We start from the raw sequence: 17030 nt of genomic DNA on the forward strand, positions 1-17030 counted from the left end.
TGTCTGGGATCGACCTGTCCCCCGATCAGGACGCGCCGGGCGCTGAAGGACAGGCCGGCTGCCGTCTGCTGCTGGCACGACCTCGTCGCCATCGACCCGACGGCCTTGCGCGCGCCGGCCTCGTGCCGAGCATCGACGTCTCGGCCATCGGCTATGACCTTGCGGAAGCGCAGATCGTGACGCCGGCGCTGGAACGGCGTGCGCTAAGTCGGCCGTCGCGCCGCCCGTCGCAGGAACTGATCAAGTCCGAGCTGCATGTCAGGCAGTCCACAGGAAAGCCGAAGGAACACGCAATCGCGCCAAAGTCCGGACAAGGCTGCTGACGACCCATCGGGAACACTGGCGCCTCGATCCCGTGGGTGAGGACAGCCGAAGCGTCTCCAAGCTGTCATATTAGACCATCGTTACATGTTGCGCTTGCGCACCATAAGGTTGTGTACGTGTGCAGCTTCCCCCGTAGGGTGTCTTCCCTCTGCATCAAAAAGGATGTATCGCCCGCATGATATCTACTTGGGGGTGTATCTTGAGATCGATTCTTCTCGTTTCTTCAATCCTGCTTGCCGCTGCGGGCAACGCGATGGCGGCGGATGCCGCGAGCGTCGAGCCCGGGTTCGACTGGTCGGGCTTCTATGTCGGAGCCCAGGCCGGCTACGGTTGGGGCGATGTCGACAGCCACAATGTCGGCCGTGAAACCGGGGTTACAGACTGGCGGGATTCGTGGAACGCCAATGGCGGCCTGGGCGGCATCCATGTCGGCTACAATCATGCGTTCAACCAGCTGGTCGTTGGCGCAGAGGCCGATCTCGAGGTGTCCGGGGCGAAGGGGGCGGTCGAATCCGATTACGCCGGGCTGGTGGAGAACCAGATCGAGGTTCAGGGCTCGCTGCGGGCGCGCCTCGGCTATTCGGTCGGTCCGGCGCTGTTTTACGCAACAGGCGGACTCGCCGTCGCCCGCATCGAAACCACCTACGATGGCGACGCCGACCGCTGGACGCACACCAAGAGTGGCTGGACCGTCGGCGGCGGCGTGGAGTACGCGCTGTCGCGCAACTGGACGACCCGGATCGACTATCGCTACACGGATTTCGGCAGCTTCACAGAAAACCCTGCCACCGACAGCGGCTTTAACCACGTCACCGAGCTCAAGACCCAGGCAGTGCGGTTCGGCGTCAGCTACAAGTTCTGATCGAACCCGGTCGTCGGCGGAACGTAGTCGACTACTCCGCCGCGGCCCGTGCCGCAGTCCGGGCGATCGCATGCGCGCGAACCGCATCGCCAAATGCCTTGAAGATGCGTTGCGAGACGTCGTCGGACTTGACCCAGTATTCGGGGTGCCATTGCACGCCGACCGCGAAGGCACGCGAGTCTCGAACCGACACGGCTTCCACTGTGCCGTCAGGCGCTACGGCCTCGACCTGAAGCTTCGATCCCAGGCGCTCGACCGCCTGGCGGTGGACCGAGTTGACCAGGATGTCGCCTGGGCCGAACACGCCGGCAAGGCAGCTGCCCGGCTTGATGGTCGCCACCTGGTGGATGGCGAAGCGTTCGTCCTGGTTGTCGCTGACCGGAGCCCGGTGATCGGCAATGCCTTCGCGCTCCTGGATCTCGGTGGCGAGCGAACCGCCGAGCGCCACGTTGAGCTCCTGAATGCCGCGGCAGATGGCGAGCAGCGGCACGCCGCGTTCGATCGCCTTGCGGATCAGCGGCATGGTGGTCGAGTCACGGGCGAAGTCGTAGGGGCCATTCGCTTCGGTCGCTTCCTCGCCATAGAGGCGAGGATCGACGTTTGACTTGGAACCCGTCAGCATGACGCCGTCGACCGACGAGAGCAGCTCATCGAGGTCGAGGCGGTCGCCGAAATTGGGCACCAGCACGGGCAGCACCCCGGCGCCCGAGATCGCCGCCTCGAGATATTGCTGAGGCGCCGCATGCCAGGTGTAGTTCTCGAACTGCTTGACGTCTGACGAAACGGCGACGAGCGGCTGGTGCATGATGGGGTTCGAATCCTTGTGGAAAGCAGGCTGTTTCCTTGCCTACAAAATAGGCGATCCCGAGGCGCTTTTCCAACACAAGTTTGCACATCTCGTATGTGCCAGGCCGGGCGGGCTTAGACTATAGTTTTAGATGCTTGCGCTGCCGCAGCGTTTTGCGCGGCCAAAGCTTCTCCGCCCTCTCGGGCGTGCTTTACTCATCCCCTTCGCCGTGTATTGTCGCGGTCGGCGTGAGTGGTGGGAGGCCAAATATTTCCCCAGCGTCGCATGTCTTTCGGTCCACTATGGGAGGATTTTGATGGATCGCCGTTCATTTATCAGGAAGGCCGGTACCACCGGCGTGGGAGCGGCCGCGGCCGCTGCGACGCTCGCGGCACCGGCGATTGCCCAGTCCAATCCCAAGATTACATGGCGGCTCGCGTCGTCTTTCCCCAAGTCGCTCGACACCATTTATGGCGGTGCTGAAGTCCTGTCGAAGCACCTGTCGGAAGCCACCGACGGCAACTTCACCATCCAGCCTTTCGCTGCCGGCGAAATCGTGCCCGGCCTTCAGGCGGCCGACGCCACGACCGCCGGTACGGTCGAAGCCTGCCACACGGTGGCATATTATTACTGGGGCAAGGACCCCACGTGGGCGCTGGGTGCGGCCGTGCCGTTTGCGCTCAACGCACGCGGCATGAACGCCTGGCACTATCATGGCGGCGGCATCGACCTGTTCAACGAATTCCTGGCGACCCAGGGTCTCTATGGTCTGCCCGGCGGCAACACCGGCGTGCAGATGGGCGGCTGGTTCCGCAAGGAGATCAACACGGTCGCCGACCTGCAGGGCCTGAAGATGCGCATCGGCGGCTTCGCCGGCAAGGTCGTGGAGCGGCTCGGCGTGGTGCCGCAGCAGATCGCCGGCGGTGACATCTATCCGGCGCTCGAAAAGGGCACCATCGATGCTGCCGAATGGGTTGGCCCGTATGACGACGAGAAGCTCGGCTTCCAGAAGGTCGCGCCCTACTACTACTATCCCGGCTGGTGGGAAGGTGGCCCGACGGTCCATTTCATGTTCAACAAGGCCAAGGTCGACGAACTGCCGGCAGCCTACAAGGCACTGCTGCGCACGGCTGCCCAGGCTGCGGACGCGAACATGCTGCAGAAGTACGACTTCCTCAACCCGACGGCGGTGAAGAGCCTGGTTGCCAACGGCGCGCAACTGCGTCCGTTCAGTCCGGAAATCCTCTCGGCCTGCTTCGACAAGGCCAACGAGGTCTATGCGGAGATGGAAGCCAGCAATCCGGCTTTCAAGAAGATCTGGGACTCGATCAAGGGCTTCCGCAAGGACCACTATCTGTGGGCCCAGATCGCCGAATACAACTACGACACCTTCATGATGATCCAGCAGCGCAACGGCAAGCTCTAAGCTTCCGCCTGTTTAGAAAGGGCCCCGGGGCATTGCTCCGGGGTCTTTTTTTGTTTCCGGACACCTGCTCTGCCAGTGGCGTTTTCTACTGCCGCGTGTAACGTGTGCGGTGGCGCCGATCATAACAATCAGGGGCCCGGCGCCGTTCCACGCACTCACTGTCAACAACAATGGGAGTTCAGGAATGGACCGCAGATCCTTTATTCGCAAGGCCGGCGTTACCGGCGCGGGCGCAGCCGCTTCCGCCGCGCTGCTTGCAGCACCGGCAATCGCGCAATCACTGCCCAAGGTTAGCTGGCGATGCACCTCGTCGTTCCCCAAGGCGCTCGACACCATCTATGGCGCCGGCGAGACGATGGCCAGATACGTGCGCGAGGCGACCGACGGAAACTTCAACATCCAGGTGTTTGCCGCCGGCGAGATCGTTCCCGGACTGCAGGCGGCCGATGCCGCGGCGGCGGGCACCGTCGAATGCTGCCACACCGCGTCCTACTATTACTGGGGCAAGAACCCGACATTTGCGCTTGCGACGGCGGTGCCCTTCATGTTCAACGCCCGTCAGATGAACGCATGGATCTACCACGGCGGCGGCCACGACCTGCTCAACGAGTTCTACGCCAAGCAAGGCCTGTACGGGCTCGCCTGTGGTAACACCGGGGCCCAGATGGGCGGCTGGTACCGTAAGGAGATCAACACCGTCGCCGATCTCAAGGGCCTCAAGATGCGTGTCGGCGGCTTCGCCGGCAAGGTGCTGGAAACGCTTGGACTGGTGCCGCAGCAGATTGCCGGCGGCGACATCTATCCGGCGCTGGAGAAAGGCACCATCGACGCCGCCGAGTGGGTCGGTCCCTATGATGACGAGAAGCTCGGCTTCCACAAGGTTGCGCCCTACTACTATTACCCCGGCTGGTGGGAGGGCGGGCCGACGCTGCATGCCCTGGTCAACCTTGCCAAGTGGCAGGAACTGCCCAAGCCGTACCAGGTGGCGCTCACCTCGGCATGCCAGGCCGCCAATTGCGACATGATGGCGACCTATGACTACAAGAACCCGGCGGCACTTCGCCGGCTGGTGGCCAATGGCGCCCAGTTGCGGCCGTTCAGCCAGGAGGTCATGAAGGCCTGCTTCGAGGCCTCGAACCAGACCTATGGCGAGATCTCGGCCAGCAATGCCGACTTCAAGAAGATATTCGACAGCCAGGTCGCCTTCCGCAAGGACGCCTATCTCTGGGCGCAACTGTCGGAATACACCTTTGACACCTTCATGATGGTCCAGCAGCGCACCGAGGCGCTCTGAGCCGAGAAACGCGTCCGTTGCGCCGAGCTGACGGCAAATGAGAGTTTGCCGCCAGCAGCCGTCCGAAACCCGGGACCTTGCACGCCCCGGGGCTTTTCCGTTGCGTTCAGGACGCCGGTGACGACCGGAGATCGTGCGCCCCTTGAAGGGTTGTCTTAGACCCGTCGGTCGCGCGGCTAGTGCCATCGCGGTCCGGCCGTGTGTCCTCTCGCGATGCGGTGGGCAGGCTTCCACAGAGAGGGAAGTGACCGAACGTACCGAACCGGCCATTTTTCGGCGACCTCATGGCTTCCGTTCTTGGTTCATAGGCAACTCAAACCGGAGGCGGCCGATGTCCGCCCTGATCGCCCGTCTGGGCAGCTTCCCGCTCGCCGAGGAAGCCTTTCAGGATGCGTTGGTGTCGGCGGTTTCGCACTGGAGCCGCAACGGCGTGCCCGCATTCGCCGCAAGGCTGGCGGCTCCAGGCCGCCTATCGCAAGGTGGTCGACCGCATCAGGCAGAACAGGTCGGAAGCGCGCCAGGTCGATGACGTCAAGCCGCTGGGTCCGCGGCGAGGCCGCCGAGGATCCCGACGTAACCTCGACGACCGCCTGCGTCTGATCTTCACCTGCTGCCATCCTGCGCCGGAAACCAAATCGCAGGTCGCACCCACGCCGCGGACCAGCGGCGGCCTTTCGACGACGGAGATCGCGCGTCATTCTCGACGCCGAGACGAGTAGGGACAAAGGCCGTCGCGCGGCCGGGGCCTGACGAATGGGCAACACGGTTGCAGTCAGTGCTTGCCATCATCTACCACATCTACACTTCAGGCTATGCCGTCGGCCCGGCCAACGGAGGCCATGCCCGTGTCGATGCCAACGGGGTGACGGTCGCGCTGGCCGACCAGGACCGGACCAAATGCAACCGGTCACAGATCGACGAAGGTCTCGGGTTGATCGAGATGGCGATGCAGCGCCGCGCACTCGGCCCGTACCAGATCAAGGCGGCGATTGCCGCCTGCCACGTGCAGGGAGAGGTCTCCCACTGGCCGCAGATCGTGCTGCTCTATGACAGCCTGCTGCGGCTCGAGCCGACCGCTGTCGCGCGCCTCAGGCGGCGGTCGCGCTGTCGGAAGCGGGATGGCCGGAGGCCACATCGCGCTCGCTCGATACGCTCGCGGCCGAACTCAAGGACTACCAGTCCTATCATGCGGCGCGCGCCGAGCTTCTGTCGCGGACGGGGCATCTCAGCGAAGCCGCGGTAGCCTATGCGGTCGGCATCGACCTTGCCGGTTCAGAAGCCGACGCCGCCTTCCTGCGGCGACGGGGCGGGCTTCTGGTTACGCAAGCCGGGTCGGCCTAGCCTGCCGGAGGGGCAAGAAAAAGGCGCCTTTCGGCACCTTTTTGCTGCTTGAGGATCAGTTGAAGCTCGGTGGCTTCGTCAGATCGTTTGCCGGAGCCGCCGGTTGAACCGGGGCGGTGCCCGGTTGCGCCGGCGCTGTCCCTGGCTGGGCGGGGGCAGGCGCGCCGAGCGGAGGCAGGCCGAGGCCGCCGCCCAATCCACCGCCGAGCCCCGGCATTTCGGGCATCTTGATCTCAATCGTCGACGGATCGACCTGCTCGCCCTTGTAATGCATGACCATCTGCGGGAAGGCGATGGTCAGTCCGATCATGATGATCTGGATGCAGACGAAGGGGACGGCGCCCCAGTAGATCTGGCCCGTCGTCACCGGTTGGATGTTCTTTCCGGTGATACGGTCGAGATAAGGCACGCGCGCCGCCACCGAACGCAGGTAAAACAGCGCGAAGCCAAACGGCGGATGCATGAAGCTGGTCTGCATGTTGACGCCGAGCAGCACACCGAACCAGATCAGGTCGATGCCGAGCTTGTCGGCGGCGGGCGCCAGCAACGGCACGATGATGAAGGCCAGCTCGAAGAAGTCGAGGAAGAAGGCCAGCAGGAATACCAGTACGTTGACGGCGATCAGGAAGCCGACTTCGCCGCCGGGCAGCGACACCAAGAGGTGTTCGACCCAGAGATGGCCGTTGACGCCATAGAAGGTCAGCGAGAAGACGCGGGCGCCGATCAGGATGAACAGCACGAAGGACGATAGCCGGGTCGTCGATGCCAGCGCTTGGCGGACGACGTCGAACGACAGCCGACCCTTTGCCGCGGCCATGATCAGCGCGCCGACCGCACCCATCGCACCGCCTTCGGTTGGCGTCGCAATGCCGAGGAAGATGGTGCCGAGCACGAGGAATATCAGCGCCAGAGGCGGGATCAGCACGATGATCACCTGCTGCGCCAGCCGCGACATCAGGTTGAACTTGAGGCCGCGGTCGAGGATGGCCGCGATGTAGATGACGACGACACCGACGCAGGCGCCGAGGATGTCGGCGTTGGCGCCATGTGTTGGCGACAGATAGACATGTGCTGCATAGGCGATCGCCACTGCCAGCACCAATGCCGCAAACAGCGAGGTCACGCCGTGGCCAAGCGTACGGGCATCGAGCGGCAGCGCCGGCATCGACTTCGGCCGGATGATCGACATCAGCAGGATGTAGCCCATGTACATGCTGGTCAGCACCAGGCCGGGGATGAGCGCGCCCTTGTACATGTCGCCCACCGAGCGACCGAGCTGGTCGGCGAGCACGATGAGCACGAGCGAGGGCGGGATGATCTGCGCCAACGTGCCTGACGCGGCGATGACGCCGGAGGCAACACGCCGGTCATAGCCGTAGCGCAGCATGATCGGCAGAGATATCAGGCCCATGGCGATGACCGAGGCGGCCACCACGCCGGTGGTCGCTGCCAGAAGCGCGCCGACGAAGATGACGGCATAGGCCAGGCCGCCGCGGATCGGTCCGAACAACTGACCAATGGTGTCGAGCAGGTCTTCGGCCATGCCTGATCGCTCAAGCACGATGCCCATGAAGGTGAAGAAAGGGATCGCCAGGAGCGTCTCGTTCGACATGACCCCCCAGAAGCGTTCGGGCAGGGCGTAGAGCAATGGCCAGGACAAGTTGATCGAGCCATTCGAGTAGGGCGCGAGTTCGACGCCGATGAAGAAGAACAGCAAGCCGTTGGCGGCGAGCGAAAATGCGACCGGGTAGCCAAGCAGCATGAACACGATCAACGAGAAGAACATGATCGGCGCCATGTTCTGGGCGATGAACTCGATCATGAGCGTACCTCGTCGGCCAGCGCCTTGCCTTCGAGTTCAGCCTGCTCGTGGGCGGAGATGAACGGGGTCGGATCCTCCATGTCGCCGCGCATGATAGCGATCTTCTTGATGATCTCGGAAATGCCCTGGAGGCCGAGCTGGATGAAGCCCATCAGCAGCAGCGCCTTTGCCGGCCACAGGATCAGGCCGCCGGCGCTCGACGACATCTCGCCGGAACGGAACGACAGGCTGACATAGGGGATGAAGTAGAAGATCATCAGGATGACGAAGGGCATCAGGAACAGCATATGACCAAGCAGGTCGATCCAATGCTGCACCCGGCGCGAGAACATGCCGTAGACGATGTCGATGCGGATGTGCTCGTTCTGCTTCAGCGTGTAGGCGGCTGCCAGCATGAAGGCGGCACCGAACAGGTACCACTGCAGTTCTAGCCAGGCGTTGGACGACATGTTGAATGCCTTGCGGATCACCGCATTGCCTGCGCTGACGAGGATGGCGAGCAGGATCGCCCACGCCACCGTCTTGCCGATCGCTTCGTTGATACGGTCAATGGCTCTGGATAGAGCGAGAAGCCCTGCCATGCATTCCTCCCAGGTTGTGTGGGGCAGCCGTTGTTCCCCGACGTTCTTTTTTCGGCACTCCCGATGCCATGGGTATGCCGGTCATGGGGCCGGCGTCAACATAACGAGCGGTACTCGTCAATTGCTGCGAAGGTGGCAAAACGGGGAAAAGGCCCACAGGCCGCGCGGCATGCGACCAAAGTCGAAGACGATTTTCGCGGTCAGGCAGCCGGGCTTGGCGCGTCCTTGCGGTCGCCGGTCAACACCAGCATCGCCGCGAGCAGGCCATACATCCAGGCGTCGCGCCATTCGATCGGGAAATAGCCGGCCCATAGCGACTCGGCGATGCCGAAGGCGGCAGCACCGAGTGCTGCCTTTCCCGGTGCGTAGTAGCCGCCGACCGCGGTGATGAACAGGATCTTCAGGCCGTAGACCAGGCCGGCGCCGAAGCCGAGATTGCCGTAGTAAAGTGCTGCCAGCACACCTGCCAGGCCGGCGCATATGCCGCCGAACAGCAAGGCGCGGTGAAACACCCTTGTAGTGTCGATGCCGCAGAGTTTTGCGGCGAAAGGATCGTCGGCGACGGCCCGCCAGTTCCGGCCGAAACTTGAGTGCGACAGCTTGGCGGCGCCCCCGATGATGACGGTTGCTGCCGTCGCCGTATTGATCAGCTGGATCACTGTCATCGTCGCGACGAAATTGCCGCCAGAGGCAAAGACCACCGGCGTCGCCAGCATCGGCGGCAGCCAGTAGTCGTGTGTGTCGGCGGCAATGCGGCTGAGTTCCATCAAGGCGATCATCACGCCGAGCGTGGCGGCGACGATCGCGTTGGGCGAACGGCCGGCGAGCGGGGCGAAGACCGAGTGCGACAGCACACGGCTCACCAGCGTGGCGTAGGCGAGCGCCACGACAATGCCGAAGGCGATTGTCGAAGGCAGCGTCAGCCACAACGCCTGGTAGCCGTAGACGGCGGCCAGGATCATCGTCTGGCCCGAGAAGGCGAAGATGCCGCCATAAGCGAGATTGGTACGCTGGAGCAGGCCGTTGCCCAGCGCATAGCCGAAGGCCAGCAGGCCGTAGATCGCGGCCGAATGCACGCCGTTGAGAAGCTGTTGCAGGAAATAGAGCATGCGTTGTCCGGCGGCGCAGGGAGCTGTCCCGTGGCGCAAGATTGCGCTCGTGATTCTAACTTGTCAAATTGCGTTTACCAGTTAGATTTGGGCATGGCAGTTTCCTGGACCCGGCATCGTTTCTCCGGCGGCGTGCTTGCGCTCGACACCGCCAACACGGTGGTGCTGCGCGGCGACGCGGAGCGCAGCTTCGACCGTTTCGACGACCCCTCGGAGATCGCCCGCTTCGCCGCGGCCGCCAGTGTCTTGCGCGCCGACGAGCTCAAGGGCAGGGTGCTTGCCGCCCCCGACCCACAGGCGATTGCCGGCAAGGTGATTTCCATTCGTGAAACAACCGACCGCCTGATGCGCCGCAGTGTTGTCGATGGCGCTCTGGCCACGGCAGACATGCCCGGTTTCCTCAACGCCTGTGCCAACGGACTCACTGGGGCGCGCGAAAGCCTGAGCGCCGATGCGCCCTTCGGTGCTGCGCCGGAACCGCTGGCCTTCGAGGCAGCACTCGCCGTATCGGCGTTGTCGCTGTTGTCTGCCGGCACCATGTCCCGGCTCCGGATCTGCCCCAACTGCAACTGGCTGTTCGTCGACCGCAGCCGCAACGGCAGCCGGCTTTGGTGCGACATGGCCGTCTGCGGCAACCGCCAGAAGGCGCGGCGCCATTACAGCAGGCGCAAGGAGGTGCAGAATGCCTGAAGGTGGATTCTTGCGTGCTACCTTTGCCCTTTCGGCGCTTATGTCGCTGGCATTGGCTGGCTGCCGCGAAAGCGGCGGCGAGGGGGAACTTTTCGAACTGTCCGGTCGGCTGTTCGTCTTCAACTACCGGGTCGCGACAGTGCAATATCTGGTGACGCTGCGGCCGCTCAAGCCGATCGGCGAGGGTGAGTTTGCCGTAACAACCTTCGAAAACCCCGCGGGCGGCGCGGCCATCGTCGTGCGCCAGAAGATATGGCCGCTCAACGACAAGGTCACGATCAACAGCCCGCCCCTCGAATGCGTGGTCAAGGACAGGCCCTACAAGGTGTCGATCCGCATCGAGAATGCCAAGGGCGAACTGATGCAGGCGCTGGAGACGACCATGGCCTCGTCGCAGGACCAGTCGGTGCTGCCCGACAAGCCGCTGGTCGTCGGCCCGTTCTACGATCCCAATCCGGAACTTGAGGGGCATCCCGACGGTCACCTGCCCGGAGGCCGCGGCGTGACCTGTCCTCCCGCGGCCTGAGCTTCGCTCCGACGGAAATTTTCATTCGCCTGGACGGCTTCCGCTTGCGTATTCGTGCGCGGTCGAGGCCGATCGGCACCTTCGATTGTTCTTTTTCCCAGGCAAAGAATTTCGTTTGACGCGACAGCCGCGCCCGGAAAAGCTATCGCTAAGCTACCCAAGGTCAGCCGCCCGAATCGAGGGTGGTTGGGGCACAGGAAATGCTGATGACGCTTCACGACGTCGCTCTCGACGACAAGTTCGATCTGGGCAAGGAGCGGATTTTTCTATCCGGCGCGCAAGCCGTCATCCGCATGCTGCTGATGCAGCGCGAGCGCGACAGGCTCGCGGGCCTCGATACGGCGGGCTTCGTCTCGGGCTATCGCGGCTCGCCGCTTGGCGGCCTCGACTTGCAGCTGTGGAAAGCCAAGACGCAGCTGGCGCAGTCCAACATCGTCTTCCAGCCCGGTCTCAACGAAGAACTCGCCGCCACGGCCTGCTGGGGCTCGCAGCAGGCTGAGCTTATGGGCGAAGGCAAGCACGACGGCGTCTTTTCCGTCTGGTACGGCAAGGGTCCCGGCGTCGATCGCTCGGGCGATGTCTTCCGTCATGCCAATCTCGCCGGCTCTTCGAAGAAGGGCGGCGTTCTGGCGCTGATGGGCGACGACCATACCGCCGAATCCTCGACCAACGCACACGCCACCGAGTTCCTGTTCGTCGACACGATGATCCCGATCCTCAATCCGGGCGGGGTGCAGGAGCTGATCGACTACGGACTCTACGGCTTTGCCCTGTCGCGCTTCGCCGGCACCTGGGCGGCAATCAAATGCGTGAAGGACAACATCGAATCGACGGCCTCGGTTGATGCCTCGCTCGGTCGGCTCAACATCGTCATCCCCGAATTCGACATGCCCTCAGGCGGGCTCAACATCCGCCACGAGCTCGACCAGCTCGGTCAGGAAGCGCGGCTGCACGAATACAAGCGGGCGGCTGCGTCCGCGTTCATCCGCGCCAACAACATCAACCGCATCGTCTATTCCGGCGGCCGCAAACCCAAGATCGGCATCATCACCGTCGGCAAGAGCTTTCTCGACGTGCGCCAGGCGCTCGACGATCTCGGCATCGACGAGAGTCGCGCCAACCAGCTCGGCATCCGCCTGTTCAAGGTCGGTTGCCCGTGGCCGCTCGACATCGAGCACATCAGGGAGTTTGCCCGTGACCTCGAGATGATCGTCGTCGTCGAGGAAAAGCGTTCGTTGCTAGAGGTTCAGGTGCGCGAGGAGCTCTACGGCACCTCGAGGCAGCCCAAGGTCGTCGGCAAGCGGGACGAGCGCGGCGACTGGCTGTTTCCGGCCAAGGGCGCGCTCGACCCCAACGACATCGCCATTGCCATCGGCGAGCGCGTGCTCAAGGTCATCGGCCCGTCGGAAGAGATCGCCGCCCGCGTCAGCCGCTTGCGCCAGTACCAGGCGATGCTGGCCGACACCAAGGACGTGGCGTCGCGCACGCCGTTCTTCTGTTCCGGCTGCCCGCACAATTCCTCGACCAAGGTGCCTGAGGGCTCGATCGCCGGCGCCGGTATCGGCTGCCACTTCATGTCGTTGTGGATGGACCGCAGCACCGTCGGCTTCACCGCCATGGGCGGCGAGGGCGCGCAATGGGTCGGCCAGGCGCCGTTCACCAAGCGCGAGCACATCTTCCAGAATCTCGGCGACGGTACCTACAACCACTCCGGCACGCTGGCGCTCCGCTTCGCGCTCGCCTCGGATGCCAACATCACCTACAAGATCCTCTACAATGACGCGGTTGCGATGACCGGCGGCCAGCCGCATGAAGGCAGCCTGACCGTGGACATGATTGCCCGCCAGGTCCGTGCCGAGGGCGTCGAGCGCATCGCCGTGGTCACTGACGAGCCGGACAAATATGGCGGCCGTTCTCAGTTTCCTGCCGGTACAACCTTCCATCACCGCGACGATCTCGACCTCGTTCAGCGCGAGCTGCGCGACATCAAGGGCGTCACCGTCCTGCTCTATGACCAGACCTGCGCTGCCGAGAAGCGCCGTCGCCGCAAGCGCGGCACCTTTCCCGATCCGGACAAGCGTGTCTTCATCAACGAGCTCGTCTGCGAGGGCTGCGGCGACTGCGGCGTCAAGTCCAACTGCGTCTCGATCCAGCCTGTCGAAACCGAGTTCGGTCGCAAGCGCAAGATCGACCAATCGAGCTGCAACAAGGACTTTTCCTGCGTCAACGGCTTCTGCCCGTCCTTCGTGACGGTGCATGGTGCCAAGATCCGCAAGGCCGAAGGCATCGCCGGAACCAGTGACGCGTTGCAGGGTGTGCCGGAGCCGAAGCCTTTTGCGCTCGACCGCGACGGCTGGGCAGCGATCATCGACGGCGTCGGTGGCACTGGTGTCGTCACCGTCGGCGCGATCCTCGGCATGGCCGCCCACCTCGAAGGCAAAGGCTGCGGCATGATCGACATGGCCGGCCTCGCCCAGAAGGGCGGTTCGGTGTTCACCCATGTCCGCATCGCCCGTTCGCCGGACGACATCAACGCCATCCGCGTCTCGGCCGGCAAGGCCGACCTGATCCTCGGCTGCGACCTCGTCGTGTCGGGCGCCAAGAAGGTGCTGGCGGCGGTTCGCGAAAACCACACCATCTTCGTCGCGAACACCGCAGAGATCATGCCCGGCGAGTTCACGCGCTCGGCCGACTTTTCGCTGCCGACGGAGCGGCTGAAGAAGATGATCCGCGATGCGGCGGGCGAGGCGAACGCGCATTTCTTCGACGCCACCCGCACCGCATCTGCGCTGTTCGGCAATTCGCTCGGTGCCAACATGTTCATGCTCGGCTTTGCTTTCCAGCATGGCGGCCTGCCACTGTCGACTGAAGCGGTCGAAAAGGCGATCGCTCTCAATGGCGAAGCGGTGGCGATGAATGTCGCGGCGTTCCGCTGGGGCCGCCGCGCCGCCCATGATCCGGAGTTCGTCCGCGCCATGATCGGCCGGACCACCCGCGGCGATGAGCCTGTCGTCGCCCAGACACTCGATGAGATGATCGCGCGCCGCGCCGCGTTCCTGAAAGCCTATCAGAACGCTGCCTATGCCGAGCGCTACACCGGCCGCATCGCCGCGCTCCGCGCCGCCGAGCAGAAGGCTAAGCCGGGCTCGACAATCGTCACCGATGCGGCGGCGCGCTCGCTGTTCAAGCTGATGGCGATCAAGGACGAATACGAGGTTGCGCGGCTCTATTCCGACGGCTCGTTCCAACGCGAGCTGGCCAAGCAATTCCAAGGCTACGACCGGCTTGAGTTCCATCTTGCGCCGCCGATCCTCGGCCGCAAGGGTGCTGACGGGGTGCCGCGCAAATCGAGCTTCGGTCCGTGGATGATGAAGGGCTTCAGGCTGCTTTCGGCGATGAAGGGCCTGCGGGGTGGTGCCCTCGACATCTTCGGCTACACCGCCGAGCGACGTATGGAGCGTGCATTGCTCGACCGCTACGAGGCCGATCTCGAGCTGATCCGGGGCGCACTTACGAGCGACAATCTTGACGCTGCGGCCGCATTGGCATCGGTGCCGCAGCTGATCCGCGGCTATGGTCACGTAAAGCATGCCAGCGTCGACAAGGCATCGGGGGAACGGGAACGGTTGGTCAAGAGGTTGGCTGCCGCGCCGGTAAGCCCCACGCTCCAGGCTGCCGAATAGGCGATACGACTTGTTTACCTGAACCTAAATTAGAAGTTGTGGCACGCGATTGAGTGGCGTTACTGGCGTATAAGTGCGCGCTTTCTAAGCCTTTCTTAAGGTGGATGTGGCAGTCCTTGGCCTCCCAGGCAGGCCTCGGATGCGCAGAAGAAACAACGAGATACCGGTCGACGTCTACATACCCTTCGTGGAAACGCTTTTCCGCGATGGCGCGACGCTGGCTGTTGGTATGGTTGCGCAGACGGTCCTGATCGGCGTCGTCTGGTGGAAAACCGCTCACCCGCTCTATCTTGTCGTTGCGCTGTTCATGGTGCTCGTCGCCACGTTGCGCATGCGAAACTTCCGCAAATACAACAGCTTACCGGCTGCCACGACGTGGGAAGAAGCGCACAAGCGCGAAAACGACTACATCCTCTATGGCACTCTGCATGGCCTGGCGCTGGGCTCGTTCTGCCTCGCCGGCATATATTTCGCCTATGATCCTTTCGCCGAAATCGCCTCGGTCTGCGTGACGCTTGCATCGGCCACCTCGATTGCCGGCCGCAATTACGGCTCGCCGCGCATGGTGATGATCTTCACCGTGACAATGACCTGGGCGATCTCGCTCGGCTTTCTGCTGCGTGGCGATTTTTACCACGTCTTCCTGGGCCTGCTGTCAGCGCCGTTCCTCTACGCCATCCGCAAATTCGCCGACACGGTGCGCGACGTGCTGTTCACCGCAGTGTCGGAGGAGAAGAAGGCCAACCGCATCGCCCAGCGCTTCAATCGTGCCCTCAACACCATGTCGCACGGCCTGGTCATGCTCGGCCCCGACGGTCGCGTGGCTGTGGCCAACGCGGAAGCTGCGCATCTGATGTCGGTCAAATCGCCCGAGGCGCTGCTCGGCCGCTCGATCCATGGCCTGCTGATGCGCGGCGTCGCCGGCGGCCAACTCGCGCTCAAGGATTGCCGCTACATCGAGGCACAGCTGACCCGCGCTTTGCGCGAGGGCAGGGACCGCAAGGTTCTGGTCTCGCTCGCCAACGGCCAGTGCCTGGAGTTCTCGGCGCGCGAAGGCAGCCAGGAGCTTGGCGTCATCACCTTCGAGGACGTGACAGCTCGTGTCGCCGCCGAAGAGAAGATTCGTTTCATGGCCCGCTACGATGGCCTGACCGGGCTGCCCAACCGCGCCTATTTCCATGAAGTGGCGGCTGAATGCGTACTCTCCGGCGACCGCGAACGGCTGTGCGCGCTCGCCGTGCTCGACCTTGACGACTTCAAGAGCGTCAATGACACGCTTGGTCATCCTGTCGGCGACGGGCTGATCTACGCCGTCGCCGAGCGGCTGGCAGCGTTTGCCTCCGATGCCGTCAAGGTCAGCCGCTTCGGCGGCGACGAGTTCATGATCTATTTCGACAAGGTCGATGACGAGAGCCATCTCAAGCTGATGCTCGACCGCATGTTCGCCGAATTGCAGGGCGAGGTCGATGTCGCCGGCCATGTGCTGCGCATCCAGGCCAGCGGCGGCGCCGTGCTCGGCAAGGTGCGTGAATCCGATGTCGATGCGATGATCGTCAAGGCCGACCTCGCGCTCTACAAGGCCAAGGAATCCGGCAAGAACAGCTGGCAGCTGTTCGAGGCGGTGATGGACGCCGCCTTCCGCAATCGCCAGCTGATGAAGGCCGATCTGCGCAATGCGGTTGAAGCGCGCGCGCTCCGCGTGGTCTACCAGCCGATCGTTTCGATGAGCACGATGCGTATCGCCAGCTGCGAGGCGTTGTGCCGTTGGGACCATCCAGAGCTTGGCCCGGTCTCGCCGGCAACCTTCATTCCGCTCGCCGAGGAGATGGGCATCATCTCCGACATCAGCACCTTCGTGCTGCAGGCGGCCTGCGCCGAATGCGCCAAGTGGCCGGCGCCGATCGGCGTGTCGGTCAACCTGTCCGCCAAGGACTTCCGCGACCGCGATGTAGTCGAGAAGGTCCGCGGCGCGCTTGTGGCTTCAGGCCTCGCGCCGCATCGTCTCGAAATCGAAGTCACCGAGACGGCGCTGCTCGACGACAAGTCGTCGACGCGCAGCTACATCGAGGAACTCAAGGCACTGGGCGTGCGCATTGCGCTCGATGACTTCGGTACCGGCTATTCCAGCTTGAGCTATCTGCACAAGCTGCCGCTCGACAAGGTCAAGATCGACCGCAGCTTCCTTGCCGATGTCGCGCAGAATCCGCGCTCGCTGAAGCTGCTGAAAGGCATCGTCGACCTGTCACGGCCGCTCGGCCTGTCGGTCACCGTCGAGGGCGTCGAGACCTTCGAACAGCTCAAGATCCTCGCTGTCGAGGTCCACCCCGACCTCGTCCAGGGCTTCCTGTTCGGTTCGGCGCTGTCGTCGTCCGGCATTGAAACCATGTCCAACACCGTCTGGCCCTTTGCCAAGGACATCGGTCTCGCACGCATTTCAGCCCGTCGATAAAGTAAGCGGAAGGGCAGGTCGCGCAACTGGCAAAAACGCTTGTTTTTCCATTAATTGTTAACCTTAATGGAAGGTAAATAGGAACATTTTGAATTTTATCTTTACATCAAACCGGCCTCCGCTACCCTTCGATTGG

13 protein-coding genes and 1 pseudogene are annotated in these 17030 nt (G+C 63.4%); 10 read left to right on the forward strand and 4 right to left on the reverse strand.

Going from position 1 to position 17030, the window contains the following annotated elements; all coding sequences use genetic code 11:
* Positions 1-39: 39 nt before the first annotated feature.
* A pseudogene (locus H5P29_RS10425) lies at positions 40-323 on the forward strand (transcriptional regulator); the annotation flags it as partial.
* A 200-nt stretch (positions 324-523) separates the two neighbouring features.
* Complete coding sequence (locus tag H5P29_RS10430) at positions 524-1186, forward strand: outer membrane protein (protein ID WP_067958103.1); 663 nt, start codon at positions 524-526, stop codon at positions 1184-1186.
* A gap of 31 nt (positions 1187-1217) precedes the next feature.
* Here the strand turns inward: H5P29_RS10430 and H5P29_RS10435 are convergent, their stop codons facing one another.
* Positions 1218-1991, reverse strand: a complete 774-nt coding sequence (locus H5P29_RS10435; RefSeq protein ID WP_067958105.1) for a gamma-glutamyl-gamma-aminobutyrate hydrolase family protein — start codon at positions 1989-1991, stop codon at positions 1218-1220.
* Positions 1992-2289: 298 nt separating this feature from the next.
* On the opposite strand from H5P29_RS10435, the gene H5P29_RS10440 reads away from it, so the two are divergent.
* The 4 genes from H5P29_RS10440 (at position 2290) to H5P29_RS10455 (ending at position 5936) form a co-directional block, all read left to right on the forward strand.
* Positions 2290-3399: a TRAP transporter substrate-binding protein gene (locus H5P29_RS10440; RefSeq protein ID WP_067958106.1), complete on the forward strand. Its 1110-nt coding sequence runs from the start codon at positions 2290-2292 to the stop codon at positions 3397-3399.
* Between the two features lie 184 nt (positions 3400-3583).
* A complete protein-coding gene (locus tag H5P29_RS10445; protein WP_067958108.1) occupies positions 3584-4693 on the forward strand; it encodes a TRAP transporter substrate-binding protein in 1110 nt (369 codons plus the stop codon).
* 331 nt (positions 4694-5024) lie between these two features.
* Entirely contained in the window at positions 5025-5222 is a 198-nt protein-coding gene (locus tag H5P29_RS10450) for a hypothetical protein (RefSeq protein WP_154386420.1), read from the forward strand.
* A gap of 237 nt (positions 5223-5459) precedes the next feature.
* Complete coding sequence (locus tag H5P29_RS10455; RefSeq protein WP_157097018.1) at positions 5460-5936, forward strand: hypothetical protein; 477 nt, start codon at positions 5460-5462, stop codon at positions 5934-5936.
* Positions 5937-6089: 153 nt separating this feature from the next.
* Here H5P29_RS10455 and H5P29_RS10460 read toward each other — a convergent pair whose 3' ends face one another.
* From H5P29_RS10460 to H5P29_RS10470, 3 genes are all read right to left on the reverse strand, one after another.
* The gene (locus H5P29_RS10460) at positions 6090-7856 is read right to left on the reverse strand and encodes a TRAP transporter large permease subunit (protein WP_154386421.1); all 1767 of its coding nucleotides are present in this window, start codon (positions 7854-7856) and stop codon (positions 6090-6092) included.
* Positions 7853-8437, reverse strand: a complete 585-nt coding sequence (locus H5P29_RS10465; protein ID WP_067958116.1) for a TRAP transporter small permease subunit — start codon at positions 8435-8437, stop codon at positions 7853-7855. The genes H5P29_RS10460 and H5P29_RS10465 overlap by 4 nt, the downstream gene beginning before the upstream one ends.
* Before the next feature lie 200 nt (positions 8438-8637).
* The gene (locus H5P29_RS10470; protein ID WP_067958118.1) at positions 8638-9546 is read right to left on the reverse strand and encodes a branched-chain amino acid ABC transporter permease; all 909 of its coding nucleotides are present in this window, start codon (positions 9544-9546) and stop codon (positions 8638-8640) included.
* 93 nt (positions 9547-9639) lie between these two features.
* Between H5P29_RS10470 and H5P29_RS10475 the strand changes: the two genes are divergently transcribed.
* The 4 genes from H5P29_RS10475 to H5P29_RS10490 all read left to right on the forward strand — a co-directional run bounded on the left by H5P29_RS10475 (position 9640) and on the right by H5P29_RS10490 (position 16894).
* On the forward strand, positions 9640-10236 hold the full coding sequence (locus H5P29_RS10475; protein WP_067958120.1) for a CGNR zinc finger domain-containing protein: 597 nt from the start codon (positions 9640-9642) through the stop codon (positions 10234-10236).
* Entirely contained in the window at positions 10229-10762 is a 534-nt protein-coding gene (locus H5P29_RS10480) for a hypothetical protein (protein ID WP_246670841.1), read from the forward strand. Before H5P29_RS10475 ends, H5P29_RS10480 begins: the two co-directional genes overlap by 8 nt.
* 206 nt (positions 10763-10968) lie before the next feature.
* Positions 10969-14445 carry an indolepyruvate ferredoxin oxidoreductase family protein gene (locus H5P29_RS10485; RefSeq protein ID WP_154386422.1) on the forward strand — a complete coding sequence of 1159 codons (3477 nt, stop codon included), beginning with the start codon at positions 10969-10971 and terminating at the stop codon, positions 14443-14445.
* Positions 14446-14584: 139 nt separating this feature from the next.
* A complete protein-coding gene (locus H5P29_RS10490) occupies positions 14585-16894 on the forward strand; it encodes a bifunctional diguanylate cyclase/phosphodiesterase (RefSeq protein WP_067958125.1) in 2310 nt (769 codons plus the stop codon).
* Positions 16895-17030 lie beyond the last annotated feature (136 nt).

The organism is Aminobacter sp. MDW-2, assembly GCF_014250155.1.
GTDB classification, from domain to species: Bacteria; Pseudomonadota; Alphaproteobacteria; order Rhizobiales; family Rhizobiaceae; genus Aminobacter; species Aminobacter ciceronei.

Excerpts from the sequence above, each read along its gene's own strand:
- H5P29_RS10440 (WP_067958106.1), top strand. The coding sequence starts at position 2,290 with ATGGATCGCCGTTCATTTATCAGGAAGGCCGGTACCACCGGCGTGGGA.
- H5P29_RS10490 (WP_067958125.1), top strand. The coding sequence starts at position 14,585 with ATGCGCAGAAGAAACAACGAGATACCGGTCGACGTCTACATACCCTTC.
- H5P29_RS10460 (WP_154386421.1), bottom strand. The coding sequence starts at position 7,856 with ATGATCGAGTTCATCGCCCAGAACATGGCGCCGATCATGTTCTTCTCG.
- H5P29_RS10435 (WP_067958105.1), bottom strand. The coding sequence starts at position 1,991 with ATGCACCAGCCGCTCGTCGCCGTTTCGTCAGACGTCAAGCAGTTCGAG.
- H5P29_RS10465 (WP_067958116.1), bottom strand. The coding sequence starts at position 8,437 with ATGGCAGGGCTTCTCGCTCTATCCAGAGCCATTGACCGTATCAACGAA.
- H5P29_RS10450 (WP_154386420.1), top strand. The coding sequence starts at position 5,025 with ATGTCCGCCCTGATCGCCCGTCTGGGCAGCTTCCCGCTCGCCGAGGAA.
- H5P29_RS10445 (WP_067958108.1), top strand. The coding sequence starts at position 3,584 with ATGGACCGCAGATCCTTTATTCGCAAGGCCGGCGTTACCGGCGCGGGC.
- H5P29_RS10480 (WP_246670841.1), top strand. The coding sequence starts at position 10,229 with ATGCCTGAAGGTGGATTCTTGCGTGCTACCTTTGCCCTTTCGGCGCTT.
- H5P29_RS10475 (WP_067958120.1), top strand. The coding sequence starts at position 9,640 with ATGGCAGTTTCCTGGACCCGGCATCGTTTCTCCGGCGGCGTGCTTGCG.
- H5P29_RS10470 (WP_067958118.1), bottom strand. The coding sequence starts at position 9,546 with ATGCTCTATTTCCTGCAACAGCTTCTCAACGGCGTGCATTCGGCCGCG.
- H5P29_RS10485 (WP_154386422.1), top strand. The coding sequence starts at position 10,969 with ATGACGCTTCACGACGTCGCTCTCGACGACAAGTTCGATCTGGGCAAG.